The following is a 26,836-nucleotide window of genomic DNA, read 5'->3' as shown; positions in this document are numbered from 1 at the left end:
AAGTGACAACCTTTTTCAGGGAAGTACAAAGGTTGATTTATGCTTGAAAAAATAGCATTTTAATGGTAATGGAGATTGATCATTTGTCAGTTAATTTATAAGCCGTGCGCAAATGTTCTGACTGCATTTTCTGCAACTTTTCATTGCTCATTTCGCCAGATTCCCAAAGCTTATCCATTTCTCGCTGCAAGTGATCATTCATGAACTTTACTAATGTTCGTTTCAAGTCAGCCAAGTCCTGTTCTGACTGCAAACAAGAGATAACATTGAGCACCGCCTGCTGGGCCTGATTGAATTTTAATACTTGTGTTGCCATAATCGTAACTTTTAAACGTTTCTCTATAACCACCCCCAGTCGCTCCAATCGGCTTTGGAGGCTATGCTGGTGGTTTTCCACCACGAACCGAGAAGGAAGGCTGCGAATGATACCCCAAAGATGGCTGCACAGATATAGCTGGCTTCTCCGTTGCCGATAAAGGCTAGGATGAGTCCGATAACAAGACAGAAAATGCTGACCACCAGGCAGAGGAATATCCCCACCAATGGGTGGCTGAGACTGTCCATAAAGCACAGTATCAGCAAGAGTGAGATCGTAAACCCCACCAAACCTATTACAGCAGTCTTATCCCAATATACTTTCATAACGATCGGTTTTAATCAGAACGACATTTTCTTTTCTTCTATGTGTGCAAAGATATAAAATATTCCTGAGAAATGCTTCTTTTTTGATGCAGAAAAAGCTATTTTCTTGTAGATTTTCTTGCGAGTTCCAATCTTTCTTCGTATTTTTGCACCAATAAGTAACGTGGAACTTTAAAAACGAAAGAAAATATGGAGGAAAAGAAATATCATATCGAGGAATCGAAGATTGCAGGGGATAAGGTCTGCGAGCCATCGCCAGCCTATCGTTCGGCAGCATCATCTGCATCATTAGTATCATGGGATGAGGCTTACGACACTGATTCCTATCCTATGGGGCGCTCGCTGGAGCAGGTGATGGAGCATTGCGAGAGCATTCTGGATAAATTGGATGATCCTAATTATGGAGAGCCTATTTCCGTTTTGGATGCTGAGATAGAAAAGATGATTGCAGAATGGAAATAAAAACTGATGCCCTTTTCAAGAAGGAAATTAAAAAGAGTATTGAGTATGCCTTACAAGAGTTTGGATTAAAAACTGCTCGTAAGTGGCAAACACAATATAAGGAAATTAAGCGTTTATTAGAATTTATGCCTAAGCGTTATCCTATAGTAGCTCATTTCCGTAATGAAACAATGGTGTTTCGTGGTGCCATCATCATGAAGAACTTCAAGATTATCTATTTTTATAATGAAAAGGAAGATATCCTCTGGCTGGTGGATCTCTGGGATTTGCGCCAAGATCCTCGTAAGCTGAACTTGCGAGCCAGGAGGATAGAAAGAAAGGATTATCATTAGTCTTTATGATAAACAAAAGAACCCGCCAGGTGTCCCAACGGATTTTGAATCCGGTAGGACACCTGGCGGGATGTTTGTTTGGAGTTGTATTTTACAAAGACTCATCCACTTCTTTCCAATCTATCAATCCCCTGCCTGTTTCATCGAGTTCCACGGCCAGGGCGATAACTTTGCGTTTATCGGCCTTGAATGGTTCGGTGTAGCTCTTTTCCTTTATCTGGCTCTCGGCAGCAGAAATGCCGCCATTGTTAGATAGCTTCAGCTCCAGGACGTAGATGAAGGATGGAACCTCCACAATCATGTCTATCCTGCCAGTGGCAAGCATTCTTTCTACTTCCACTCTACAGCCAATGGCATTGAAAATTGTACTCAGAATCAGACGGTAACGTTCTTCCATATCCATGCTTGCAAGCTTCTTGTTGCTGTATGGCACATCCGCAACAAGGGCTTTCAGACACTTCATTGCTTCTGGTAGATTTCCCATGTTCAGGTAAAGATTCAGAAATGCTTGTGGTGACTGAATGTCATTACCCTTACGCATGGAAAGGGTTGGCAAAACTATTTCATTCAGAGCCTGTCTTACCTCGAAGTTTGGAATACCAAGGAGGTAAGTTCCGTTCATGTAGCCCTTTATTGTGAGATAGCCAGACTGATAAAGAAACAGTTCTGGTCCACCACCTGTTACATCTGACGACTCTATTATAGAGCTTAACAAGGCACAATGATCAAAATCATTCAAGCGTATTTCCATATCATCTACAAACTTAGGAAGCAACGAGGTTGCTCCAGATGAGGCCCAGTAATTTCTCAATTTCCTATCCTCCAGGGCATTGATGAGGCTGAACGGATTGAAGATGTCAATCATATTTTCATGACAGAAATGATATCCGTCGTAATAGGTCGTGAGCTGCTTCAGCGTCTCCTCAGGAGTCCATCCGTTTTCTTCTCCCATTGCCTCAATTTCCGGCATGAAGTTGTCGGCAACTTCCTGTTTCGAAATACCGCAGATGGTGGCGTATGGTGCATCAAAACTGATGTTGCTCAGATTATTGAGAACAGAGAAGAGAGAAATCTGAGTGAACTTGGTGATGCCCGTGATAAAGACGAAACGCTCGTGCTCGTCCTCTTTTTTCAAGACGGCAAACACGGACTTGTAGATGGCTGTGCAGGCATCATGCTGAGGAGTCTTCCAAGAATGCTGCAATGGAGAATCATACTCATCGATGAGGATAACCGCCTGTTTTCCTGTCTTTTGAAACATCGTTTCGATGATGTTCTGGAAGCGGACGGCAAGGGAAGCCTCTGGGCGCACGGCTACCTCATACTTCTGTTCAAGTTTATAGAAGGCGTCATCTAGATAGGAGTTGAGTTCTTCGGGTGTAGCTCCTCCGCAACTCATATCGAGTCGAATGACGGGATAGCAGGTCCATTCTTTCTCCAGCTCCATCACCTTCAATCCTTCGAAGAGTTCCTTTTTTCCTTCGAAGTAAGCCCGAAGTGTATCCACGAGAATCGACTTACCGAAGCGGCGTGGGCGGCTCAGGTAATTATACTTTTTCCCCCTGTTGGCAAGTCTCCATATCATATCAGTCTTGTCAACATAAAGATAACCATCCTTTCTGATAACCTCAAAAGACTGGATACCTACCGGCAATCTTCTATCGTTCATTTCTGTATCTGTCATAATCTGGTCTCCTATGTTTTCAGGATAGCTTTTTGCGAGCCATCCATCTTTCTACACATTCTTTCTGCAAAGATACGACGAATATTTTGATTTCGCAAGAAAAAATGGGGGATAATATAAAAAAAGGTGGCGAATCTTTATTTCTTCGCCAGCCATCTGCGCACTGGCAGGTCGTAGAACTTCAGACAGAGCCAGGCGGCTGCTATCGAAACCGCACAGGTGATGAGCGCCTCGGCCCAGGTTTCACCAAGCGTGAAGAGCTGCTTCTCGATGAGCCACGAATAGAAGTAATACATAAACGGATAGTGCACGATGTAGAGCGGGAAGGAGATGTCGCCCAGGAACGTGCAGACGCGGGTACTGAAACGGTCAGTTGTTGTTCCGCTCGCTCCCAGCCATACTATCGCCGGGAAAATCAGAATGATGCACACTGCTTCGAAAACACCATTCAGCATGATGCCATCAGCGCTGCCCACACTACTGCCGCCAACCGTACTCTCTATATAAGGTACGTGGAAGAGCAGGAGAAGAATGATGGAACTGATCCAGAACGCACCCTTTACCTTGAACTGGATGCGATGGAAAACACGGGATAGCAGCATTCCTATCGTAAACGGGCAGAGCATGCGCAGAAGTCCACCCCAGAAGTTGAGACCATCGAGCGTCCAGCCCACACCAAACATGCCGTAGCCGCAAACATCCGTAGCTGTGAACCAAAGCAGAAGGATGGATAGGATTCCGGCGAGAATAGCCAATGCCCTGGTGGAGAGTCGCCGGATGAAAAGGGCATAGAGGATGTTGCCGATGTACTCGAAGAAGAGCGACCAGGCGGGGCCGTTGAGCGGAAACATTTCGCCGTTGCCTCTTACCTCGTAGCCGCAACCCGGAAGGGCGGGAATCATCAGCATGGCGCAGAGCAGGGCTATCAGCATCGCCGGTACCGAAGCCGGTGTGCCGTTCCAGGTCACTGCCCCCTGAAGGATGAACATTACGAGTCCTATCAAGGCACCCATCACTACCATCGGATGCAGGCGGATGAGGCGGCGCTTGAAGAATTTTCCCAGCGTCAATGTCTTTCCCCAACGGTTATCGTATGCGTAGCCGATGACGAAACCGGAAAGGATGAAGAAGAAGTCAACCGCCAGATAGCCGTGGTTGATTTCCTGGATGATGGCTGAGCCGGATGCAAACTGGTAGCCTTCGAACATATGATACCACACCACGAGCAATGCTGCTACGCCTCGCAATCCGTCGAGCAGGGCATAATGGGGTTTGGTATCTGCAAAATGAGTTGCTGATTGTTGTAAGTTAGTCATAAATTATGATTGTTAATATTATTATTATGATGATGATTTATTTGATTTCTTATTTCCTATATTTTGATTTCAACTGCAAATATACAAAATATTTTTCGTTTTACTTTTATTCTTGCCGTAAAAAAAAGAAAAATGCTGCAATAATAATAAAAAGGTGGCTCTTCTCTTTGCTGGACAAGAATATTTCCTTACCTTTGCATAGCTTTTAAAGCATGTGGAGATTACCGACGAAAGTTTAAAAAGAGAAAATATAAAAGAGAGAAGAAAATGAAATTGAAATTGAGATTCTTGAAATTGCTGCTGCTGCTCTTCATCCTGCCTTTGCAGATGCTGGCGGCAGAACTGGGAGAGGCGGGCAAGCTGTTGGCGACGCTGCCTGGAGTGAGTGACGTGGAAACGCTGAAAAGTACGCATTTCCCGGAAAAATATGTGTTCTTCATCAAGCAGCAACTGGATGCCAAGGATGCTTCCAAGGGTAGCTTTGAGCAGCGTGTGGTGCTCTGCCACAGAGGATTCGACCGTCCTACCGTGCTCGTAACTGAAGGCTACAACGCCAAGTATGCATTGCGCGAGGGATACATCGAGGAACTTTCCAAGCTCTTCGATACCAACATCATCACCGTGGAGTACCGCTATTTCGACAAGTCGATGCCGAAGCCTTGCAACTGGGATTACCTCACCGTGGAGAACTCGCTCTACGATCTGCACCACGTAAACCAGACCCTGCATGCGATGTATAAGGGCAAGTGGATTGCCACGGGTATCAGCAAGGGCGGACAGACCACGATGTTCTACCGTGCTTACTTCCCGAATGATGTGGACATCTCCGTGCCATACGTGGCGCCGCTGAATAAGGGCGTGGAGGATGGCAGACACGAGAAGTTCCTGCAGGAGGAGGTTTCTACCAAGGAGAACCGACAGAAGGTGCTCAACTTCCAGCTGCTGCTCTTCAAGCGCAAGGCTGCGCTGCTGCCGATGTTCGAGAAGTATTGCAGCGAGAAGCAGTATCGCTTCAATGCGCCTATCGCCGAGATCTTCGATTACTCGGTGTTTGAGTATGCCTTCGCCTTCTGGCAGTGGGGTGAGGATATCAAGAAGATTCCTACGAATGATGCCACCGACGACCAGGTGTTCAAATACTGGATCAACATGTGTGAGCCGGAGTATTTCACCAACTACAATGCCACTGCATCTTTCGATGTGCAGGCTGCCAAAGAGTTGGGATATTACGGATATTACACCAAGCCATTCAAGAGATACCTGAGCATCAAGTCGCCAAAGGGTTATCTGAAGAAACTGATGGTGCCGAAGGGTGCCGAGAACGTGGAGTTCTCGCCAAAGCTTTACAATTATACCGTGGATTTCCTGACCAGGAACGATCCGAAAATGGTGTATATTTATGGTGACATCGACCCATGGGGTGCATCGGGCATCTATGGTTTGCCTTTCACCAAGAACAAGAAGAACCTGCATGTCTATATGTGTCATGGCGGTTCGCATCTCACCCGTATCCTGTCGTTCCCTGAGCCTACCAGACAGGAAATCATCGACTTGATTGGGGGATGGCTGAAGGAATAAGCCTTTGGATTACATCCATACGCTTTGGATGGTATGTATAGTTTATCTCCATACGCCCTGAAAGGGCAGAAGCTCCTAGCCCAGGGTAACACCCTGGGTTACGCATAAGCAAGAAAGTCGCCCTGGAAGGGCAAAAGCTTCTTATATTTAAAGCTTTTGCCCTTAAAGGGCGACTTTGTTATATCACATTCTAAACCCAGGGCGATGCCCTGGGCTAGGAGCTTCTGCCCTTTCAGGGCGTGCTGCTCTGTAAAATTATCCGTTTGCGATATTTCCGAAGAAATCGAATGAGGCATCCCAATCCTTCCATACTGGCTCTCTGCCCAATTCCTTCAATCTCGCATTGATTACCTTGGCGGTACGCTCATCGCTCACGGTGAACTGCTCCAATGCCTGAGGATAAGTATGATAACCACCAGGATTTACCTTTGATTCTGCCGACATGGTGGTGACACCCAGTGTTGCCATGTTGTCACGGATGTAGGCAGGCTCACGGGTAGAGTAGGAGATATCTACATCGTGATCGAAGATACGCATGGCGAAAGTAGCCTGTGCCAACTGCTTATCAGTCATGAAGCAGTTTGGCTGGAAACCTTCGTTCTGTGCAGGGCGCATACGAGGGAAGTTCACGCTGTACTTGGTCTTCCAGTAGTGCTTCTGCAGGTAGCGCAGGTGATGAGCCATCATCACTACATCCGTGCGCCACTCCTTCTCCAGTCCGATGAGCACACCCATACCGATGGAATGAACGCCTGCCATACCCATGCGGTCGAAACCGTCGCAGCGCCACTCAAACTTGCTCTTCATGCCACGTGGGTGGTAGAGCTTGTAGTGCTCGTGGTTGTAGGTTTCCTGGAAACAGATGACGCCGTTCATACCATGGTCGGCGAGGGTCTTGTAATCCTCAGTAGAGAGCGGCATCACCTCAATCTTCACGTTAGAGAAATACTTCTTGGCGATGTCGATGGCCTTGGCAAGATAAGGGGTACCAGCCTTTGCCGGGTTCTCGCCCGTAACGAGAAGGATGTTCTCGAATGGAGCCAACTGCTTGATTGCCTTGTACTCGTTCTCAATCTGCTCTGGGGTGAGGATGGTGCGGGCCATCGGATTCTCACGATGGAAACCGCAATACACGCAGGAGTTAGAGCATGAATTGGTGATGTAGAGAGGAATGAACATCGACATGGTCTTGCCGAAGCGCTCCTCGGTATATTTGCGGGAAAGACGCGCCATTACCTCCAGGTATGGCTCGGCTGCCGGTGAAAGCAGCGCCATGAAGTCGTTCACATCGCAATGGTCCTTGGCAAGGGCACGACGCACATCGTTATCGGTCATTCGAGCAATGCGCTCCGTGGTCTCCTCCCAACTGATATTCTTTAATTCGTCTGAAAACATTTTCTTACTTTTTAAACTTTCTCAAATCGTGTGTCAACTTGGCTGCGCAGAAGTTTGGACCACACATGGTGCAGTACTCACCGTCTGTATGACCTGCCTCCTCGAAATACTTCAAGGCGAGCTCTGGGTCGAGTGAGAGGTGGAACTGGTCTCTCCAGCGGAACTCGAAACGGGCCTTGGAGAGGGCGTTGTCGCGGATGGTTGCACCTGGATGACCCTTTGCCAAGTCGGCTGCATGAGCGGCAATCTTATAGGTTACCACACCTGTGCGCACATCTTCCTTGTTAGGCAAGGCGAGGTGCTCCTTTGGTGTTACATAGCAGAGCATGGCGGTGCCGAGCCATGCTATCTGGGCGCCACCGATGGCTGAAGTGATGTGGTCGTAACCTGGAGCAATATCGGTAACCAATGGGCCGAGGGTGTAGAATGGTGCCTCGTGACAGTGGTCGAGCTGTCGCTCCATGTTCTCCTTGATCTTCTGCAATGGCACGTGACCAGGACCCTCGATGAATGCCTGCACGTTCTTGTCCCAGGCACGGGTAACAAGCTCGCCCATGGTATCCAACTCGGCAAACTGGGCTGCATCGTTGGCATCGGCAATACAGCCTGGACGCAGACCATCACCCAAAGAGAGGGCAACGTCATACTGTGCCACGATGTCGCAGATATCGTCGAAGTGCTCATAGAGGAAGCTTTCCTGGTCGTGGTAGAGACACCACTTGCTCATGATACTACCGCCACGGCTCACGATACCGCAGAGACGGCTATCAGCGAGATGCACGTTGTGGCGACGGATGCCGGCATGGATGGTGAAGTAGTCAACACCCTGCTCGCACTGCTCGATGAGGGTATCACGGAATACCTCCCAGTTCAAATCCTCTACCTTGCCGTTCACCTTCTCCAAAGCCTGGTAGATAGGCACGGTTCCTACTGGTACAGGGCAGTTGCGCACAATCCATTCACGGGTTTCGTGGATGTTGTCGCCGGTAGAGAGGTCCATCAAGGTATCGCCTCCCCACTTGCAAGACCATACTGCCTTATCCACCTCTTCCTCGATGCTGGAAGTAGTGGCAGAGTTACCGATGTTGGTATTGATCTTCACGAGGAAGTTGCGGCCGATGATCATCGGTTCGCTCTCCGGGTGGTTGATGTTGGCAGGAAGAACGGCACGTCCGCGTGCAATCTCATCACGCACATACTCAGGGGTGATATGGGTATCGATGCCCAACTCCTGGCAGTTCATGTTCTCACGGATGGCCACATACTCCATCTCTGGAGTCACGATGCCCGCCTTGGCGTAAGCCATCTGTGTGATGTGCTTGCCAGCCTGTGCACGGCGAGGCAACTGGATGTGCTCGAAGCGGAGGTGGTCGAGGCTATGGTCAGCAAGACGCTGCTTGCCATACTCGCTGGTAACCTCCTTGAGCTGCTCGGTATCGTTGCGGTCGATAATCCACTGCTCGCGCATTCTTGGCAAGCCTTTCTTCAAATCTACCTGATAGTTAGGGTCGCTGTAAGGACCGCTGGTATCGTAGATGTAAACCGGAGCGTTTGGCTCTGTATGTGGAATGCCGCGCTCATCCTTCACAACAGTAGGAGTGAGGTTTACCTTGGTCATTCCAACCTTGATCTGTGGGAAAAGTTTTCCCTGCATATACGCCTTTTCTCTCTGGGCGTAAGCTTTCTTATCGTTTGGCATAATGTTTTCTAAAGGTTTATCTATATTATAATTAGTCATTATTATAATTAGTCATTGAGGAATGCGGTGAGTGGAGAACTTGCCTCGGCACAATCGCTGATGGCTCCGAGACCAGCCTCGTAAGCACGGCGACCGCATACCACTGCCTCCTTGAATGCCTTAGCCATTTCTACAGGGTCTCCGGCAACGGCGATGGCTGTGTTAACCAGACAAGCGCTGGCACCCATCTCCATAGCCTCGGCAGCGTGGCTAGGCGCACCGATACCTGCATCTACTACCACAGGAACAGTAGCCTGCTCGATGATGATCTGCAGGAAGTCCTTCATTCTCAAACCCTTGTTGGTACCGATAGGTGCAGCGAGTGGCATTACGGTAGCAGCACCAGCCTCTTCGAGGTGCTTGCAGAGGGTTGGGTCTGCCTGGCAATATGGCAATACCACGAAACCGAGCTTTACCAGTTTCTCGGTAGCCTTCAGCGTCTCGATAGAGTCTGGAAGAAGATAGCGAGGGTCTGGGTGGATTTCGAGCTTGAGCCAGTTGGTTCCGAAAGCCTCGCGAGCCATCTGTGCTGCGAATACAGCCTCCTCAGCGTTGCGCACACCACTGGTGTTAGGAAGGAGCTGGATATTTGGGTTCTGCACGATATGAGAGAGCAGGTCGTCCTGCTTGTCTTCGAGTTCGATACGCTTCATGGCAACGGTTACCATTTCTGTTTCAGAAGCCTTGATGGCTTCTGCCATGAGCTGGTTGTTGTTGAACTTTCCTGTTCCGAGGAAGAGGCGGGAGTTGAACTCTCGTCCTGCAATTACTAATTTTTCCATTTTTCTGTTATTCTTATTTTTAAATGTTTGCTTATCTGAATACCTTCATCATTTCCATGATGTCATGGGTTTCTGATGCCGGATCCTTGGCATTGAGGATGCAGCCGCTGAGTGCGATGCCGTTAACTCCCGTCTTCATGATTTCGGGGATATCCTCCTTGGTGATGCCTCCGATGGCAACGATAGGGATATCGATATTTTCAGCCTTCATCTTCTGGATGATTTCCTTATATCCTTCAAGGCCGAGGATAGGGGAGAGCTTCTCCTTGGTAGTGGTGAAGCGGAACGGACCGCAACCGATGTAATCGGCACCAGCCTCATAGTGAGCCTTCACATCCTCGAAGGTATTTGCTGTACCGCCTATGATGAAGTCATCGCCCAGAATCTTGCGAGCCTCGGCAATCGGCATATCGTTCTTGCCCAGATGCACGCCATCGGCGCCCACCTCTTTCACCAGTTCCACACGGTCGTCGATGATGAAGGTAACATTCATGATCTTGCACCATTCCTTCACCTTGTAGGCGATGGGGCGCACTTCATCATCAGAGGCATCCTTCATGCGGAGCTGAACCCATTTGCAGAGTCCCGTTATCGCCTCGTGAATGCCATCGAGATAGCTCATCTTCTCATTCTGATGAGAGATGAACTGCAGTTGAAAATTGTCTAAAGATATTTTTGCCATAGCCCTATAAACTATAAATTATAAATTACTATAGCTTATCCTCCGCAGAATGCCTTTACAATCACGATGTCGGCACCCTCCTGGATCACGTGGCTTTCCCACTCGTCACGAGGCACCATCTCGTTACTGATGGCTACAGCGCAACCTGTAGCTGGAAGATCGAGTTCCTGGGCAAGTTCCTTGACGGTCTTTGCCTGAATCTCAGTTTCTTTGCTGTTGATGATAACTTTCATAATCTGTTCCTATGTTTACATTTATAAATTTACAATTGTCAACACGGGGGTATGCCTGATGAAAGCAAAGGGGTTGTAGAGAAGCAAGAGCAGGTTGCATTTGTCTCTGCCTGGGTGTAAAACGATCTATCATATTTCCTGCGCCAGCATTACCTGTTTCAGGTTCAATGGGTATAATCTCAGCCGATTGCTCAGCACCCCCGTGATAATTATAGATGCAAAAGTATAGATAATTTCCGAATTATCGTAGAAAAGGCGGATTATTTAATCTATATTAACGCAGAAGGTAGGTTGTATTAACACAAGAGGTATAATCTATCCCTGCTGGAAGTCTCTGTAGGCCAACAACGAAAAAAGCGTGCCGGTAAGTAAATACCAGCACGCTTCCTTTATATTTCAAGTGATTATGCGCAAGCACAACCACGACCATTGCAAATAGCTTCGCCATAAAGTGACATTGCATTCAGATAGTTTGCAATAAATGACTTCATAACCTTCTTGATTTCTTTCAACATTGTTTTCATAATCGTTATCCTTTCTTTCTTTTTCGTTAATACTTGAGCCTCGCCGGGCTCTTCTTTCATTCTCTTTCCTACAAGGGGATGGAGTAATTACTTACCCATCTCGATGTGGTTGTTTACATTGATTGCCTTAGCAATCATAATTGCTACTACTGCGAGTGCCATTACTGTTGTCATCATAATTTGTTTCCTTTCTCAATCTTTGTGGAGCCGTCGCATTTTCGGTCTCCTGTTCTACATGTTATCCTTTTACAATCTCTCTTACCTGAAACCTTCCATCTCCTGTACTTGAGATTTCTCATCTTTTTTATATATATAAGACTTCTCATCTCGCATACTCAAGATCTCTTGTTTCATCTTTACGGGTGCAAAGGTAATGCCTTTTTTTTGAATTCGGGTAACAAATGGGTGACAAAATGATGAAAGAAAGCGATTTTTTGATACAAGTCAAATACTGGCAGTCAGCCTCTTGACGCAGGTCAACTACTGTCAGTCTCTTACTTTACATACTTCAGAATCTCCTTGCTTTTTCTGCCTTTTTTGGCAGGAAGTGGCATAAATCCCTCGGTAAGTCCCGTTTTGTCGGTCATCGCCTGGAATACGGAGGCGGCATAGCTGTCGAGTTTCAGCTTCTTCAGTTCCTCGTTGATAGCATCCTCATCATAATCGTCTGCATATAATAAGGTATGCAGGTCGTCGAGATACTTCTGTGGGATGTTCTTATGCGGCATTCTGCTCTGAATCTGCATAATCTGGGCGATGATGGCATGCTGGGTCTGCTGGGCGATGGCTTCTGCCTTTCTGCGCTCGAAGTCGGCGAGGGTAGAGGCATCCGTCTCCTGCCAGTCTTCCATCGTACCTTCTTCGGTGATGAGATGACTGTAGCCGAAGTATCTGATGAGGGTGATGTGCTTGTTCCATCCGAGTTTCTCCAGATAGGCTTTCTCCAATGGGGTGGTGGCGATGATGAGGTCTGAGTGCCTGTACATCGCCTTCTGGTACATCAGGGTCTGCAGACTGCGCTTGAAATGCGGATTCCGGCAGTTGCGCTCTGAGAGGTCGCCGAGTGGGCAAACGATGTAGGGGATGCCCATCTTGCGAGACATTCTGGCGAGCTGGGCACCTTGTCTTGTCCATGCTCCCAGTATCATCACGATATCGGCATCTACCAGGTTACTGGTGGTGTCGAACTTCTGCTGCAGCGCTTCGATGTAAGGAAGATACATCTTCAGCGTCTTCTTATGTTTGGAAATGAACAAATATACTTTCATCGTTATTTTAAGTTTGCTTGTTGATTCTAAAATCCTACAGTTTATGACTGGTGAAGTCGTTCTTGTCTGCACGCCAGTATCTTATCTTGTTGGCAAGATTTCTCCAGATGATGCCATACTCATAGAATGGCAGCTTCAGGAGCGAGATGTCATCGTCGAAATGCTTGATGGCCTTGTGGGCTATGACGGTGCGGAGAATCAGGAGCAGAAGCAGGGCGAAACCTGCAATGCCAGTCAGGATCCAGTCTTGCATCAGGATGGCGTATGCCAGGGTGGCCAGCGAGGCGATGAGGCTGAGGTGAGGGAAGAGATGATCCATTGCCATCAGTGACATCATCGACTTGGATCTGGTCAGACTCTTGCGGGATGCCTGGAGGTAAAGGTGGGCATTGTGCCATGCCTTGTCGGTTGGTTCATCATGGATGAGCCATGCATCGCAGTCGAGTTCTACGGCAGTATCTCCGTAGGCAGCATACTTGTTGACCAGGAAGTCGTATTCTCCGCGCACATACTCCAGGTTGCCCTGATAGCCCTGCTCGCGCATGAAATCGCTCTTGCGGAAGGCTACGTTTGGCATGTGGGTGCGGTAGCCGTAGCTATGCTGTGCACGTCGGAGCAGATAGAATGCCTTGCGGATGCTGTCGAATCGGCGAACACCCTTGGTTGCTTCGTCTAAAGCTACATAGCCCAGAACCAGATGGTTAGGCTCCTGGCAGTTGCGGGTCATCGTATAGAGCCACTTGTCGTTGGATGGGGTGCAGGTAGGTTCGGTGAGGATGATCCACTCATACTTGGCAGCCTTCACGCCCAGTGTAATCTGCAGCTTCTTTCTGCTCATATAGCGGGAGCTCTCAGGGATATATGTATAATATAGGTGAGAATTCTCGGCTGCCATGCGCTTCAGATAATCCTGGGTCTCACCATCGGTGCTCTGACAAACCACGATTACCTGATAATCGGCAGGATATTTCTGCTGCAGGAACATCTGTAGATTATGCTCCAGTTCATAGAGATTGTCGTGAGCGGTGATAATCACCGAGATAGGTTCTCTAGATTCCAAGGATTCCTCCTCGTCAGTAAAACGCAACGAGCGCAGAAATGGATTTATCAGCGATCCGAGGATTGCCAATAATACCACTACTGCGCCTGCTATGATAGTTGTTAAACTAATTGTCATCATTTCTTTTTTTTCTCGTAATAAAGAAAGTTGGAGAAAGGAATGACTCCTTACTCCTAACTCTTAACTGTAAACTCTTAACTCTTAACTGAATTAAAAGTCTTCTGTGATATATCCCTTTGGCAACTGGCGGCAGTTATACTGGCTCGCCATGATCTCACCATAGGCTCCGGCTGAACGGAGGGCAATGAGGTCGCCACGATGGGTCTTGTTCAGATCTATAGCCTTGGCGAATACATCGCTCGACTCGCAGATCGGACCTACTACGTCGTATGTCTCTACAGGTTCATCGCTGGAGATGTTCTCTATCTTATGATATGCCTGATAAAGGGCAGGGCGGATCAGATCGGTCATACCTGCATCTACGATGGCAAACTGCTTGGCTGTGCCCTGCTTGATATAAAGAGTCTTGGTGATGAGCGAACCCATCTGACCCACTACGGCACGGCCCAACTCGAAGTGTAACTTCTGTCCATCGCGCAACTTCAACTTCTTGGCGTATGTATCGAAGTAATCCTTGAAGTCTGGGATAGGCACACGGTTTGGATGGTTGTAATCGATACCCAATCCACCGCCTACATTGATGTTCTTTACTACGATGTGATGAGCCTCCAACTGGTTTTGCAACTCGTTGATGCGGTTACAGAGAGCCTCGAAGTCTCCCATGTCAAGTATCTGACTACCAATATGGAAGTGAAGACCCAGGAACTTGATGTTCTTCATCTTGGAAGCCTCCTCAATCACGCTCTCCATATCGCGCATGGCGATACCAAACTTGTTTTCAGCCAAACCTGTTGTAATGTTGGCATGGGTATGAGCACCAACGTCTGGGTTGATGCGGAAGCAAACCTGTGCAATCTTATTCTTCTTCTCGGCAAGTTCGTTGATGATTTCCAATTCCGGGATGCTCTCTACATTGAAGCAGAAGATGCCCTTGTCCAAACCAAGGTTGATTTCCCAATCACTCTTGCCTACACCGGCATACACAATCTTATTGGCAGGGAAACCTGCATTGATGGCAGCCTGAATTTCTCCTCCGCTCACACAGTCGGCACCCAAACCAGCCTGGCAGATGATATTGAGCACTTTAGGGTTGGCATTTGCCTTTACGGCATAGTGTACCTCAAAGCCCTCGTGCTTGCCAGCCTCTGCATTGATGGTCTTCAAGGTTTGGCGCAACACGTTGGTGTCGTAGTAGTAGAACGGAGTCTGTATCTCCTGAAACTTATCTATCGGAAATGTACCTTTCATTTCGCTTATACTTATTATTTAATATCTTATTATAGTTAAATCAGAATATATCTCCGCCCCATCGGGGGCGGAGATCTTGAATATGTGATTACTTCTCGAACAATACGTTGCTCAAGTTCTGCAGAGCCTGCTTCTTGTCTCTCTCTCTGATGAGGAATGAGATGTTGTAGTTGCTGCCACCATAAGAAATCATACGTACCGGGATGTTCTTCATAGCATCGGTAGCGATGGTCTCGAAGCCTACGTTGCTCCAGTCCAGATCACCTACCACGCAGATGATGCACATGTCTGAATCTACAGTTACAGTACCATATTTCTTCAACTCGTTGACGATGTCGTTGAGGTGAGCATCGTTATCGATACTCATGCTCACACCTACCTCTGAGGTAGCAATCATATCGATAGGAGTTTGGTAGCTCTCGAAGATTTCGAATACCTTGCGGAGGAAACCTGTAGCGAGCAACATGCGGCTACTCTTGATCTTGATAGCAGTGATGTTGTCCTTGGCAGCTACAGCCTTGATTTTGCCACGTACGATGACGTTGTCGATGATGGTACCATCAGCCTTAGGATCCATGGTGTTCTTCAGACGAACTGGGATGCCGGCATACTTGGCTGGCTGAACACAGGTAGGGTGGAGAATCTTGGCACCGAAGTAAGCCAACTCAGCAGCCTCCTCGAAGTTCAACTGGCGAACAGCCTCTGTGTGCTCTACTACACGAGGGTCGTTATTGTGCATACCGTCGATATCTGTCCAGATCTGAATCTCGTCTGCAGGGAGAGCTGCACCGATGAGTGATGCGGTGTAGTCGCTACCACCACGCTGCAGGTTATCTACCTCGCCGTAAGCGTTGCGGCAGATAAAGCCCTGGGTGATGTAGATCTGATAACCCTGGTTTTCTTCCATAATGGCAGAGAGCTTCTCCTTGATGTACTGTGGGTCTGGCTCTGCATTCTTGTCGGTGCGCATAAAGTCTAATGCGCTGAGCAATACAGCCTTTACACCCTGTTCCTTCAAGTAGTTTACAACCATGTTAGTGCTCATAATCTCGCCCTGAGCCACGATGCTCTTCTCCTCGAAAGAAGTAAAGAGATCCTTGGTAAATGAACGGAGATAGTTGAACTCGCCCTGCAGGAACTCGCGTGTAGTCTTCTTCATCTCATCAGTAGAGTAGAGATCCTCCACGTGCTGCATGTATTTCTTCTCCAAATTGTTGATTACCTCGTTGGCGCCCTCTGGGTTCTTCTTGTAGAGATAGTCAGAGATCTCAACGAGAGAGTTTGTTGTACCGCTCATCGCAGACAATACGATGAAAGTTGGTTCACCTGATTCTGTAACCAAAGAGGCTACTCCCTTCATACGCTCTGGTGAGCCTACAGAAGTACCTCCGAATTTCATTACCTTCATAGTCGTAATATTATATTAATGTTTAATTTTTATTGTTCTTTTGTTGTATTTTCCCCGTTTAATTCTCCTCGCCATCTTCTGTCAGGTCGATGTGGTTGTACTCGTTGGTCACGTCGTGGAGTAAACCATCCTTGCAGCGATATACGATGCCTGGGAACTTGTCGAGCATCGGGATGTTATGGGTTGTCATCACTACAGCTGTACCCTGCTTGGTGATATCCTTGAGCAGTCCCACGATGTTGCTGGCGGTCTCCGGGTCGAGATTTCCCGTTGGCTCATCGGCGATGATGATCTTCGGATTGTTGAGCAGGGCACGGGCGATGGCCACACGCTGCTGTTCTCCACCGGAGAGCTCGTGAGGCATCTTGTCGATTTTCTCAATCATGCCTACCTCGTTGAGTACTTCCTCAATGCGCTTTTCTCTGTCCTTCTTGTTCTTCCATTTGGTAGCCTTGAGCACGAACTCGAAGTTCTTGCGCACGCTGCGGTCGTGGAGCAGCTGGAAGTCCTGGAAGATGATGCCCAGTTCCTTGCGCAGGGCTGGAATGTCCTTGCGTCGGATGGTCTTGAGGTCTCTGCCGAGGATTTCTGCCTTGTCGGTCTCACCCTCCACGAGGTCAAGTTCGCAGTAGAGGGTCTTCAAGAGTGAACTCTTTCCCGAGCCCACTTTTCCGATAAGATAAGCGAACTCTCCTTCATCCACGTGGAAGTTGATGCCCTTGAGCACGCACTTGTCGGCTTGGTATATGCTGACGTTTTGATAATCTATTAACATCCTAATTTTTTCTCCTTTATTTAATGTATTTGAAAGCTTTTGCCCTTTCAGGGCGTATTGCCAATATCTTTTTATACCCAGGGTGTTGCCCTGGGCTAGGGGCTTCTGCCCTTTCAGGGCGAGCTGCTGCAAGATAGCCTTGAGCTAGATATATTATTTCATTTCGCCCTTGCTCTTTGCTATGCGGCGCTTCTTGTCCCATTCTGGGTCGTGTCGCATCTGGAGCTCCTTTATTACATCCTCGATTCGCAAGCCCTTGCTGGTGAGCAGTACGATGAGGTGGTAGAGCAGGTCGGAACTCTCGTAGATGAGCTTGTCGTCGGTGCCGTTGGTAGCTTCGATAACCGTCTCAATAGCTTCTTCTCCAACCTTTTGCGCCATCTTGTTCACGCCTTTCTTGAAGAGACTGGTAGTGTAGCTGCCCTCAGGCATTTCCTCGTGGCGCTTGTCGATGAAGTCCTGCAACTCAGTGAGGAAGAGGATAGGGTTCAGCGTATTCTCCTCAGCCCAGCAGGTATCGGTGCCTTTGTGGCAGGTAGGACCATCTGGATGAACCTTTACCAGGAAGGTATCGTTGTCGCAGTCTATCTGAATGCTTACCAGATTGAGGAAGTTTCCTGAGGTCTCGCCCTTGGTCCAAAGACAGTTGCGAGAACGGCTCCAGAAAGTAACCTTCTTGGTTTCGATGGTTTTATCGTATGCTTCCTTGTTCATGAATCCCAGCATCAGGACATTCTTGGTTACGGCGTCCTGGATGATGGCAGGAACAAGTCCGCCCATTTTTTCAAAATCTATTTCCATTTTATCTTTACAATTTTATTGTTTGCTTACTCCATTGTCAATTCCGCCCTATCATAGGGGATTTATCTATCCTTAAGGAAAAATATATCTTCCCTTAAGGGTATTATTATTTTCCCTTAAGGGAAAAAATATCTAGCCTTAAGGCTCCGGTTTACAGCCTGACGTTGATGCCTTCTTTTCGGAGGTAATTTTTCAGGTCAGGTATGGCGATTTCACCGAAGTGGAAGACACTGGCTGCCAGTGCTGCATCTGCCTTTCCCAGGGTGAAGGCATCACGGAAATGCTCCATCTTGCCGGCTCCTCCCGATGCAATGATAGGAATGCTTACTTCCTCTGCAAGGTGGGCGAGGGCTTCATTGGCAAAGCCTTGCTTCACACCGTCGTGGTCCATACTGGTGAAGAGAATCTCACCGGCTCCACGGTCGGCAACTTCTCTAGCCCAATCAAACAGACCGAGTTCTACTCGCTCTCTTCCGCCCTTGACGTAGCAATGCCAGCCGTCGGGATCGAGACGGGCATCGATGGCGCAGACGCAGACCTGTGAGCCGTAATGGTTGGCTATCTCGTTGATGAGCTCCGGATGTCGGATGGCTGCACTGTTGATACTAACCTTGTCGGCGCCTGCATTGAGGAGTCGATCTACATCCTTCAGCTCGTTGATGCCGCCACCCACGGTAAACGGGATATTGATTTCGGCAGCTACGCGAGTTACCATATCTGTAAAGGTCTTGCGCTCTTCGAAGCTAGCTGTGATGTCAAGGAATACGAGTTCATCGGCACCTGCATCGCTATAGGCCTTGCCCAGTTCTACCGGGTCGCCTGCGCTTCTCAGGTTCACGAAGTTCGTTCCCTTTACGGTCTCTCCGTTTTTCACGTCAAGACAAGGGACGATTCGCTTTGCCAAACCTTTGTTACTTTGAACTTTGACCATTGAACTTTGAACTTTATGATTACTTAACTCCTAACTTTTCTACAGCAATCTTACCCTCGTAAAATGCCTTGCCGAAGACTACAGCTGGGATGCCGGCAGCTTGCAGAGCCTCAATGTCTTCATTGCAGCTCACTCCGCCCGAGGCGATGAGGTGAAGCTGAGGATAGGCTGCCATGATCTCTTGATATAGCTCGATGGCAGGACCCTGCAGAGTGCCATCCTTGCTGATTTCCGTGCAGAGCACATAGCGTACACCCTTGTCGATGTATTTCTTGAGGAAGGGGAGGAGGTCTTCTGATGAATCCTCTTTCCATCCATTGATAGAAATCTTGCCGTTTCTTACATCGGCTCCGAGGATGAGTTTGTCGGCACCATATTTATCTATCCACTCCATGAAGAGATCAGGATTGGTAACGGCGATGCTGCCTATGGTTACCATACTGGCTCCTGCAGCAAATGCCTTCTCGATGTCTTCCCCGGTCTTGATACCGCCTCCGAAATCTACAGTCAGATTCGTTTCGGTTGTAATCGCCTTCAGTACAGCATCATTTACGATGTGTTTCGACTTGGCTCCGTCCAGATCCACTACGTGGAGTCGCTTGAATCCCAGCTTCTCGAAGTCTTTGGCTACTTCAGCCGGATTGTCGTTATAGACCTTCTTCTGGTCGTAATCGCCTTTTGTCAGGCGAACGCACTGGCCATTTATCAAGTCGATGGCAGGAATTAACTCTATCATATTTCTTTTATTGCGTTTAATCCTATTCTATATCATTGGGAAATCTGACAGTCAGAATGTCCCTGTTATATTTCCAGGAAATTCTTTAAAATCTGTTCTCCTACCTTTCCGCTCTTTTCCGGATGGAACTGGCAGGTATAGAAGTTGTCTTTGTGGAGCGATGCGCTGTAAGGCAGAATGTAATCAGCCTTGGCGATGGTCTCCTCGCAGAGTGGCACATAGTAGCTGTGTACGAAATAAGAGTAGGGATGCTGCAGGGCTTCTCCCATAGCTGCATCTGCTGCATCGGCTCTGTTTCCGAATCCCTTGTAAAGCTCCGTCTTCAGATCGTATATCTCGTTCCATCCCATAGCTGGTACCTTGTCTTCGTGCTTTTGCGGCTGGAATCGCTTCACATCCACATCGAAGATGCCGATGCAATCTACGTCGCCTTCCTCCGAATGTCGGCACAGGAGCTGCTGTCCCACGCAAATGCCCAATACGGGTTGCTTGAGATTCTTGATCACCTGATCCAGCTGGTGAGCCTTGAGATATTCCATGGCTTCCCTTGCCTGCCCCTGACCTGGAAACAGCACACGGTCTGCCTTTTGGAGCATTTCGGCATCATCAGTGAGTACTGGTTCTATGCCCAAACGCTTCATGGCGTTGACTACGGAATAGATATTTCCGGCATTGTATTTTACGATTGCTACATCCATAACCTAACGTAATTCTTCTGTTTTTTGTACGTATCGGGAGTATTGGTCCCACGTATTGCTAATTTCTGTTGCAAAGGTACACATTTTCTTTCAATCTAACGAAAATATTAGCAAAAAGATTACTATATCGCTATGATTTCTTGCAGAAAGTAAGAATTATTGGTATATTTATACGTGTTTATCAGTAAAAAAAGGGTTAGAGTAAGATTTTTCCTACTCTAACCCTTGGTTTTATTTCAACTTGTTATTTTCCCATTATTCCTCCTCGCTGTCTGCTGTGCGGAGGATGATGCTGGTGGCTCCGATAGTGAAGAGGGTGCCGTCTTCGATGACACGGCGCTCACGGTCGCCCAGAATTTCGTTATCTACGAAGGTGCCGGTGTAGCTAGGACCATCGCGCAGCACATATTTCAATTTTCCTTTCTTGTCGCGGCTTACATTGATTACGCAGTGGTTCATATCTACACTCGGATCTACGGTCTCGATAGGGCAGTTGATGCCACTGTTCTTCATATATCTTCCGATGACGTTGTCGCCCATCTGCAAAGGGATGACCTGCTTGTAGGCGAATACGTTTTCGATGACTACGATGGAGCCTACGCCATTCTCATTGGCATTTTCATCAATCTGTTCTTCCTTGCGGGTTTCGCGGAGTTTGGAAACACCCATACGGATGCCAAACTGCTTGTTGCAATTAGGACAAACGAAGACCAGACTCTGGCCTGCCTCGTATTTGGTTTCGTCGAACGTGATGAAATTATCGCATTTAGGGCAACGTACTCTTTTCATATCTATTTTTTCTTTCCTTGATTTCTTTCTATATATAATAATGTATACTACTCCTTTACCTTTGTAATCCAGCCATCAGTGAAAGCCTCGTTGGTATGGAGTCGGTTGAGGGTGTTATATGCCTCGCTCTCAGAGCGGTAGTTTCCATAAATCACCTTTACGTTGTTGTCGGTAATCAGAACTCTTGCCTCTTTGAAGCCCTTGCCCTGCAAGTGTTCCACATAACTGGCTGCATTGCGTTTGGTCACGCGGCTTGCCAATACGATGCTGTAATAAGAGGTAGATGGAGTGGCAATCTCTCTATCCTGTGCTATAGCCGGAGCCTTTTCAGCCTTGTCGGTAGGAGTGGTCTCCATCAGCTTCGGTTCATCAGTAGGGAGCAGCAGCTCGTTGCTTTTTACCGGAGCTATCTCCTTAGGCATGATGCGGGTGAGCATTCCGGTATCAATCTGACTTTTTTCGATAGTAGGACTTCCGAGTGGAGTAGAGATGGTGAAGAAGGCGATGAGGGCGATGCAGGCAGCTGCCATGTTGCGCAGCCAGCTCTTCTTGATGCTGATGAATTCAGCCTTTTCCTCTTCTTCCTCTTCTTCTGCGATGAATACCGAATTGTTGGCTGGAGCTGCAGGAACTTCTGTCTCGTTTTTAACTGGCTGTTCCTCTTTGGCAAGATTTACTTTCATTGCCACGTTTTGATTCTCGTTCTGCTGTTCACCGTTGTCAATCTGTGCGATAGGAAGCATGTCGAAACCGCCCAAACCATAGAAGTCTGGAGTAAGAATGCCTGCCTCGCATGGCTCGAAACTGATGTTGCCATCCTCGTTGAGGAAGAGCATACCGATATTTTCTATTTCGAATTTACCTTCGTTTTCCAATGATTGTCTGATTTCAACTACCTCATCCTCAATACGGCGCAATGCCTCTGGGTAGCTGATATCGTAAGTCTCCACGTACGAGAGTGCGAGGAGGGAATCGTTCATCGTGAGCTGTGGATTGAATCCCACAGTTCTCAGCGGTGGCAAAAACATATTGTCTCTGCCATCGTAACGTGCATCTACATGATGAGCCATAAATCCACCAAAACCTGGTACGATTACACAATCGTTGCTCAAGAGTAGAATTTCTATATGTCGGTTAATTTCTATCACGTCTAAATGTTTATCTTCTTTTTCTGAATATCTTTTGCAAAGGTACGGCTTTTTTGGGAAATGGACAACTATTTTAAGGGAAATTTTCGAAAGGAGTGATAAAAAGTTTAATTTGTTTTGTCATATCACCAAAAAGTATTATCTTTGCCACTAAAAAATAGAACAAGTATATAGCAATGGAATATACAGAGACCGAAATAGAAGGAGTGTGGGTCATACAGCCAAAAGTGTTTGATGATGCTAGAGGCTACTTTTTCGAGGCTTGGAAACAGGCTGAGTTCGATGCCCACATTGGTTATCATGTTGAGTTTGTGCAAGACAATGAGTCTATGTCGAGTAGAGGCGTGCTTCGAGGCCTTCATTATCAGAAGGGCGAAAGTTCGCAGGCTAAACTGGTGCGTGTCATCAAGGGTAAGGTCCTGGATGTTGCGGTAGATTTGCGTAAAGACAGCAAGACCTTCGGTAAGTATGTAATGGTGGAACTGAGCGAGGAGAACAAGTTGCAGTTCTTCATTCCTCGTGGCTTTGCGCATGGTTTCCTCGTTCTCAGCGACGAGGCAATCTTTACCTATAAAGTAGATAACCCTTATGCTCCTCAAGCTGAGGCAAGTATCCGCTGGAATGATGAAACCATTGGTATCAAGTGGCCTGTTGAGGGCGAAAATGTATTGCTCTCAGAAAAAGACCTCAATAAGGCGCTGTCTTTTGAGGAGGCTGAGTATTTTGAGTAAGATATCGTGAAAAGATGAAACAAGTTATTAACATATTGTTGTGTGCAAGCCTCCTGGCGGCGATGGCCAGCTGCGGACAGAAGTCTGCGGGTAAGGATCCTGCCGGAGTAAAGGAGGATACTGCAGCCAAGAAAATGCTCCAGGGTATCTGGTTGGATGGCGATGATGAGGATGATGTTGTCTTTCGCGTGAAGGGTGACACCATCTACTATCCTGATTCTACCAGCCAGCCGGTATATTTCTATATTGCTGGCGATACGCTGGTGATGAAGGGTGCCAATACGGCCAAATATCCGATTATCAAGCAGGCTGCTCATATCTTCCAGTTCAAGGTGCTGAATGGCGATATCATGAAACTCGTCAAGACTGATGACACTTCTTATCTGCAGCAGTTCCTGCATAATCAGCCGGTGGTTCTCAACCAGAATACGCTTATCAAGAGGGATTCTGTGGTGTATGCAGGTGATGAGAAGTTGCATCTCTATGTGCAGGTGAACCCTACTACCTATAAGGTTTTCAAGACTTCATACAATGATGATGGTGTAGAAGTAGATAATGTCTATTACGACAACATCGTGAATGTGAATATCTACCGGGGAGCTGGCAAGATTTTCGGCCGTGACTTCCGCAAGGAGGATTTCGAGGGGCAGGTTCCTCATGAGTTCCTCAAGCAGGCGATTTTGAGTGATATCGTACTGAAAAAGGTGGATACCGATGGTCTTCATTATAGAGTGGTTTTGGCTATGCCGGACAGCAGTATGAGTTATCAGGTGGAAATCATCATCTCGCTCGAAGGAAAAATGAAAATCAAGAAGAGCTAGGATGCACGCCCTGAAAGGGCAGAAGCTCCTAGCCCAGGGCAACGCCCTGGGTATTCGGATGAATATAAAAGTTCGCCCTGAAAGGGCAAAAGCTTTGGATGTTTGAAGCTTTTGCCCTTTCAGGGCGTTTTCTTTGTTGGATAGCTAACCCAGGGTGTTGCCCTGGGCTAGGGGCTTTTGCCCTTTCAGGGCGTCCTTAAGCCACGTTTAAAACTCTATTTTAATTAAAGAATCCCAGCAGGGCGCCGGCGGCTACGGCGGAACCGATGACACCTGCAACATTCGGTCCCATGGCGTGCATGAGCAGGAAGTTGTGACGGTCGTACTCCAAACCGAGGTTGTTACTGATGCGGGCACTCATAGGCACGGCACTCACACCGGCATTTCCAATCAGTGGGTTCAGCTTCTTGCCCTTTGGCAGGAAGAGGTTCATCAGTTTCACAAAGAGGATACCGCTGGCTGAAGCGATGATGAATGCCAGGGCACCGAGGGCAAAGATCTTGATGGTGTTCACGGTGAGGAACTCAGATGCCTGGGTAGAACAGCCTACGGTCAAGCCGAGCAGCATTACCACGATGTCATTCAGACTGCTGCCTGCTGTCTTGGCAAGTCTAGTCGTCTTTCCACTTTCTTTCAGGAGATTTCCGAAGAAAAGCATACCGAGCAATGGCAGACCTGATGGTACGATGAAGGTGGTGAGCAGCAAACCGACGATAGGGAAGAGAATCTTCTCTGTCTGTGATACCTGACGTGCTGGCTTCATCTTGATGATGCGCTCTTCCTTGGTGGTGAGCAGACGCATCAATGGGGGCTGGATTACTGGTACCAATGCCATATAGGAGTAGGCACAAACGGCGATGGCTCCCATCAGGTTAGGGCTTAACTTGCTGCTCAGAAAGATGGCGGTAGGTCCGTCGGCACCACCTATGATGGCAATACCGGCTGCCTGGTTCGGTTCGAATCCCAGAGCCAGGGCTATCATATAGGCACCGAAGATGCCAAACTGTGCGGCGGCTCCTATCAGAATCAGCTTCGGATTGGAAATCAATGCCGAGAAGTCGGTCATCGCTCCGATGCCCAGGAAGACAAGTGGGGGATACCATCCCTGTCTTACTCCCTGATAGAAGATGTTCAGAACGGAATTATCTTCGTATAGGCCTATTTCGAGTCCGGCATCAGCACGGAAGGGGATGTTGCCCAGGATGATGCCCAGTCCGATGGGCACCAGGAGAAGTGGTTCGAAATCCTTCTTGATGGCAAGCCAGATGCAGATAACTCCTATCACAATCATGGCGAGGTTTCCTGCCGTGGCGTTTGCAAAGCCCGTATAGGTCAGGAACTCATTGAAGTTTTGTATGATGAAATCCATAAGCTATCTATTTAATGGTTACTAACGTGTCTCCTTCCATCACGGCATCGCCTTTATTCACGTTGATGCTGGTGATGGTTCCGGAAGTCTCTGCCTCGATGTTGTTCTGCATCTTCATGGCTTCGAGAATCACGACGGTATCGCCTGCATTAACCTTGTCGCCCACCTTCACCTTGATTTCGTTGATGGTGCCAGGCAGAGGGGCTACCACTGGCTTGCCGGTAGCTGCTGCAGTCGGTTTGGCGGTTGGCGCAGCTGTAGCATTTGCTGTAGAAGTGGAAGAACTGTTGTTATTCTCGCTTTTTACAGTTTGTTCTCCTCCCAACTTCACTTTCTGCTTGCTAGCCTTCACAGGCTGCTTCATTTCCACTTCGAATGGGATGCCATTCACGGTTACGTTGGCGATGTTGCCTTCTATATCCTGGATCTCGACTTCGTAATCGACTCCTTTCACTGTATATTGATACTTAGCCATAGTTTCTGTTATTTAGAATTATTGATATTATTGAATTTCGGAGCATTCCATCTTGTCTGTTTAGGCTTGATGGTGATGATGCCTGATTCCACATCATGTACATCCTCCAGGTATTCCTTGAGGGCGAGCGAGATGACCGCCATGTAGATTTCCTTGTCGATACCCTTGGTCTTCAGACCATCCTTCAGCAGGATATTGGTCTTATGACTCAGGTCTTGCGTTACCTCGATGGTCTTCTTGCCGGTCTTATATAATAAGGTGGCATGCTTTTCGGTGGCACGGGCGATGCGCTGCTTGTGTTTCATGTAGGCTCCGAATGCCCAGAATACGACGAAGAGGAGGGCGAGACATGAGAATACGATGCCCATTGAAAGCACGGAAATGCCGATTCCGTGTGGATCCTGCTTCTTCAGGAGCTGTGCCTTGCTCAGACCTACGTGTTGTGGCAGATAGCCTGGGGTGATGGCTCCAGCTATGGCTTTCTCCCATATCTTGAAATCCTGGCTCAGTTCGTAGCTCTCGTCGGCAGCCAATACTGGTACGCTTACGGAGTCTATCAGATCCACGGCATTTCCGTCATAGAGGGCTATCCAGTTGGGCTTCTTTTCCTGTAGGATCAGATTGAGATGGAAAGGACCAGTGTTGGAAGAATCCTTTGCCTTCCAAAGCTGTCCGTTCCAGTCGTCTTTGTTCCAGGAACTGCTGTCGAAGATGACGATACTCTTCTTGCCGCCCAGTGTGGTTCGGGGCTCGTTGTTCGGCAAGGGGCACATCAGTTGTCGGCGTGCTTCGGGCGAAAGATTCTTGTTGAGAACCCGTCGGTCGGTGGTTAGGAACATACCACGTACGTTATACGTGGTAAAGGAGGAATTGCTCAATTCCACCCATGGTTTGTGCTGACCGTACTCATCTACGAGGTTGGTACGGTTGTGAGTCATCACCTCCGTAATACGGATGCTCTTGGCTCCCTGGCTCCAAGCGGGCAAGGATGCGATGGCTAGCATGGTTATCAAAAATCCCAATTTCTTCATACGCATATCAACGTTTTAGAAGTTTTCATTTTTAAGAAAATCACATTAGGTTTTCTTGT

The 26,836-nt window shown here is 47.8% G+C and carries 29 protein-coding genes and 1 riboswitch; of the genes, 5 read left to right on the top strand and 24 right to left on the bottom strand.

The genetic code is table 11. The features are described from left to right. Nucleotides 1-79 precede the first annotated feature (79 nt). Entirely contained in the window at nucleotides 80-316 is a 237-nt protein-coding gene (locus DW657_RS08500; protein WP_118312184.1) for a dephospho-CoA kinase, read from the bottom strand. Nucleotides 317-339: 23 nt separating this feature from the next. Next, nucleotides 340-642: a hypothetical protein gene (locus tag DW657_RS08495; protein WP_118312183.1), complete on the bottom strand. Its 303-nt coding sequence runs from the start codon at nucleotides 640-642 to the stop codon at nucleotides 340-342. Nucleotides 643-831: 189 nt separating this feature from the next. Here DW657_RS08495 and DW657_RS08490 point away from each other — a divergent pair, with 189 nt between their 5' ends. Both DW657_RS08490 and DW657_RS08485 read left to right on the top strand, forming a co-directional pair. After that, entirely contained in the window at nucleotides 832-1,104 is a 273-nt protein-coding gene (locus DW657_RS08490) for a hypothetical protein (protein ID WP_118312182.1), read from the top strand. Continuing rightward, entirely contained in the window at nucleotides 1,095-1,436 is a 342-nt protein-coding gene (locus tag DW657_RS08485; protein ID WP_118312181.1) for a hypothetical protein, read from the top strand. Before DW657_RS08490 ends, DW657_RS08485 begins: the two co-directional genes overlap by 10 nt. A gap of 91 nt (nucleotides 1,437-1,527) precedes the next feature. Here DW657_RS08485 and DW657_RS08480 read toward each other — a convergent pair whose 3' ends face one another. Both DW657_RS08480 and DW657_RS08475 read right to left on the bottom strand, forming a co-directional pair. Next, complete coding sequence (locus DW657_RS08480) at nucleotides 1,528-3,120, bottom strand: ATP-binding protein (protein ID WP_118312180.1); 1,593 nt, start codon at nucleotides 3,118-3,120, stop codon at nucleotides 1,528-1,530. 137 nt (nucleotides 3,121-3,257) lie between these two features. Beyond that, nucleotides 3,258-4,436, bottom strand: a complete 1,179-nt coding sequence (locus tag DW657_RS08475; protein ID WP_118312179.1) for an acyltransferase — start codon at nucleotides 4,434-4,436, stop codon at nucleotides 3,258-3,260. Nucleotides 4,437-4,703: 267 nt separating this feature from the next. On the opposite strand from DW657_RS08475, the gene DW657_RS08470 reads away from it, so the two are divergent. After that, complete coding sequence (locus DW657_RS08470; protein ID WP_118312178.1) at nucleotides 4,704-6,014, top strand: S28 family serine protease; 1,311 nt, start codon at nucleotides 4,704-4,706, stop codon at nucleotides 6,012-6,014. 255 nt (nucleotides 6,015-6,269) lie between these two features. Here the strand turns inward: DW657_RS08470 and thiH are convergent, their stop codons facing one another. The 17 genes from thiH to DW657_RS08380 all read right to left on the bottom strand — a co-directional run bounded on the left by thiH (nucleotide 6,270) and on the right by DW657_RS08380 (nucleotide 22,350). Beyond that, nucleotides 6,270-7,409: a 2-iminoacetate synthase ThiH gene (gene thiH / locus DW657_RS08460; RefSeq protein ID WP_118312176.1), complete on the bottom strand. Its 1,140-nt coding sequence runs from the start codon at nucleotides 7,407-7,409 to the stop codon at nucleotides 6,270-6,272. 4 nt (nucleotides 7,410-7,413) lie between these two features. Further along, a complete protein-coding gene (thiC, locus tag DW657_RS08455) occupies nucleotides 7,414-9,108 on the bottom strand; it encodes a phosphomethylpyrimidine synthase ThiC (RefSeq protein WP_118312175.1) in 1,695 nt (564 codons plus the stop codon). Nucleotides 9,109-9,155: 47 nt separating this feature from the next. Beyond that, nucleotides 9,156-9,929: a thiazole synthase gene (locus tag DW657_RS08450; protein ID WP_089542780.1), complete on the bottom strand. Its 774-nt coding sequence runs from the start codon at nucleotides 9,927-9,929 to the stop codon at nucleotides 9,156-9,158. 31 nt (nucleotides 9,930-9,960) lie between these two features. Beyond that, complete coding sequence (locus DW657_RS08445; RefSeq protein WP_118312174.1) at nucleotides 9,961-10,611, bottom strand: thiamine phosphate synthase; 651 nt, start codon at nucleotides 10,609-10,611, stop codon at nucleotides 9,961-9,963. 35 nt (nucleotides 10,612-10,646) lie between these two features. Continuing rightward, a complete protein-coding gene (gene thiS / locus DW657_RS08440) occupies nucleotides 10,647-10,844 on the bottom strand; it encodes a sulfur carrier protein ThiS (protein ID WP_089542778.1) in 198 nt (65 codons plus the stop codon). A 118-nt stretch (nucleotides 10,845-10,962) separates the two neighbouring features. Then, nucleotides 10,963-11,056: riboswitch (TPP riboswitch) on the bottom strand. 192 nt (nucleotides 11,057-11,248) lie between these two features. Continuing rightward, nucleotides 11,249-11,428, bottom strand: a complete 180-nt coding sequence (locus DW657_RS08435) for a hypothetical protein (RefSeq protein ID WP_118312173.1) — start codon at nucleotides 11,426-11,428, stop codon at nucleotides 11,249-11,251. A 434-nt stretch (nucleotides 11,429-11,862) separates the two neighbouring features. After that, nucleotides 11,863-12,636: a glycosyltransferase gene (locus DW657_RS08430; RefSeq protein ID WP_118312172.1), complete on the bottom strand. Its 774-nt coding sequence runs from the start codon at nucleotides 12,634-12,636 to the stop codon at nucleotides 11,863-11,865. 34 nt (nucleotides 12,637-12,670) lie between these two features. Next, on the bottom strand, nucleotides 12,671-13,816 hold the full coding sequence (locus DW657_RS08425; protein ID WP_118312171.1) for a glycosyl transferase family 2: 1,146 nt from the start codon (nucleotides 13,814-13,816) through the stop codon (nucleotides 12,671-12,673). A gap of 90 nt (nucleotides 13,817-13,906) precedes the next feature. Beyond that, nucleotides 13,907-15,064 (bottom strand): diaminopimelate decarboxylase, encoded by a 1,158-nt coding sequence (gene lysA, locus DW657_RS08420; RefSeq protein ID WP_118312170.1) that lies wholly within the window; start codon nucleotides 15,062-15,064, stop codon nucleotides 13,907-13,909. Nucleotides 15,065-15,152: 88 nt separating this feature from the next. Continuing rightward, on the bottom strand, nucleotides 15,153-16,472 hold the full coding sequence (locus tag DW657_RS08415; RefSeq protein ID WP_118312169.1) for an aspartate kinase: 1,320 nt from the start codon (nucleotides 16,470-16,472) through the stop codon (nucleotides 15,153-15,155). Between the two features lie 58 nt (nucleotides 16,473-16,530). Beyond that, nucleotides 16,531-17,247, bottom strand: a complete 717-nt coding sequence (locus DW657_RS08410) for a cell division ATP-binding protein FtsE (protein ID WP_118312168.1) — start codon at nucleotides 17,245-17,247, stop codon at nucleotides 16,531-16,533. Between the two features lie 153 nt (nucleotides 17,248-17,400). Beyond that, entirely contained in the window at nucleotides 17,401-18,048 is a 648-nt protein-coding gene (gene hisIE, locus DW657_RS08405) for a bifunctional phosphoribosyl-AMP cyclohydrolase/phosphoribosyl-ATP diphosphatase HisIE (protein WP_118312167.1), read from the bottom strand. Between the two features lie 151 nt (nucleotides 18,049-18,199). Continuing rightward, nucleotides 18,200-18,979: an imidazole glycerol phosphate synthase subunit HisF gene (gene hisF / locus DW657_RS08400; protein ID WP_089542770.1), complete on the bottom strand. Its 780-nt coding sequence runs from the start codon at nucleotides 18,977-18,979 to the stop codon at nucleotides 18,200-18,202. A gap of 19 nt (nucleotides 18,980-18,998) precedes the next feature. Continuing rightward, nucleotides 18,999-19,715 carry a 1-(5-phosphoribosyl)-5-[(5-phosphoribosylamino)methylideneamino]imidazole-4-carboxamide isomerase gene (gene hisA / locus DW657_RS08395; protein ID WP_118312166.1) on the bottom strand — a complete coding sequence of 239 codons (717 nt, stop codon included), beginning with the start codon at nucleotides 19,713-19,715 and terminating at the stop codon, nucleotides 18,999-19,001. Nucleotides 19,716-19,780: 65 nt separating this feature from the next. Next, nucleotides 19,781-20,413: an imidazole glycerol phosphate synthase subunit HisH gene (gene hisH / locus DW657_RS08390; protein ID WP_118312165.1), complete on the bottom strand. Its 633-nt coding sequence runs from the start codon at nucleotides 20,411-20,413 to the stop codon at nucleotides 19,781-19,783. A gap of 255 nt (nucleotides 20,414-20,668) precedes the next feature. After that, the gene (locus DW657_RS08385) at nucleotides 20,669-21,202 is read right to left on the bottom strand and encodes an FHA domain-containing protein (protein WP_089542767.1); all 534 of its coding nucleotides are present in this window, start codon (nucleotides 21,200-21,202) and stop codon (nucleotides 20,669-20,671) included. A gap of 47 nt (nucleotides 21,203-21,249) precedes the next feature. Next, the gene (locus tag DW657_RS08380; RefSeq protein ID WP_158577337.1) at nucleotides 21,250-22,350 is read right to left on the bottom strand and encodes an SPOR domain-containing protein; all 1,101 of its coding nucleotides are present in this window, start codon (nucleotides 22,348-22,350) and stop codon (nucleotides 21,250-21,252) included. Between the two features lie 176 nt (nucleotides 22,351-22,526). On the opposite strand from DW657_RS08380, the gene rfbC reads away from it, so the two are divergent. Further along, complete coding sequence (rfbC, locus tag DW657_RS08375) at nucleotides 22,527-23,081, top strand: dTDP-4-dehydrorhamnose 3,5-epimerase (RefSeq protein WP_118312164.1); 555 nt, start codon at nucleotides 22,527-22,529, stop codon at nucleotides 23,079-23,081. A 14-nt stretch (nucleotides 23,082-23,095) separates the two neighbouring features. Then, nucleotides 23,096-23,902 carry a DUF4738 domain-containing protein gene (locus tag DW657_RS08370; protein WP_118312163.1) on the top strand — a complete coding sequence of 269 codons (807 nt, stop codon included), beginning with the start codon at nucleotides 23,096-23,098 and terminating at the stop codon, nucleotides 23,900-23,902. Nucleotides 23,903-24,122: 220 nt separating this feature from the next. Here the strand turns inward: DW657_RS08370 and DW657_RS08365 are convergent, their stop codons facing one another. From DW657_RS08365 to DW657_RS08355, 3 genes are read right to left on the bottom strand one after another with little or no spacing between them, the layout of a single operon-like run. Then, nucleotides 24,123-25,271, bottom strand: a complete 1,149-nt coding sequence (locus tag DW657_RS08365) for a sodium ion-translocating decarboxylase subunit beta (RefSeq protein WP_118312162.1) — start codon at nucleotides 25,269-25,271, stop codon at nucleotides 24,123-24,125. Between the two features lie 7 nt (nucleotides 25,272-25,278). Continuing rightward, nucleotides 25,279-25,746: a biotin/lipoyl-containing protein gene (locus tag DW657_RS08360; protein WP_118312161.1), complete on the bottom strand. Its 468-nt coding sequence runs from the start codon at nucleotides 25,744-25,746 to the stop codon at nucleotides 25,279-25,281. A gap of 8 nt (nucleotides 25,747-25,754) precedes the next feature. Further along, nucleotides 25,755-26,777 (bottom strand): OadG family protein, encoded by a 1,023-nt coding sequence (locus DW657_RS08355; RefSeq protein WP_158577336.1) that lies wholly within the window; start codon nucleotides 26,775-26,777, stop codon nucleotides 25,755-25,757. Nucleotides 26,778-26,836 lie beyond the last annotated feature (59 nt).

This window comes from Prevotella sp. AM23-5, from assembly GCF_003473645.1.
GTDB classification, from domain to species: domain Bacteria; phylum Bacteroidota; class Bacteroidia; order Bacteroidales; family Bacteroidaceae; genus Prevotella; species Prevotella copri_A.
The sequence above is the reverse complement of the archived record's forward strand: the minus strand, read 5'-3'. Positions and strand labels throughout refer to the sequence as shown.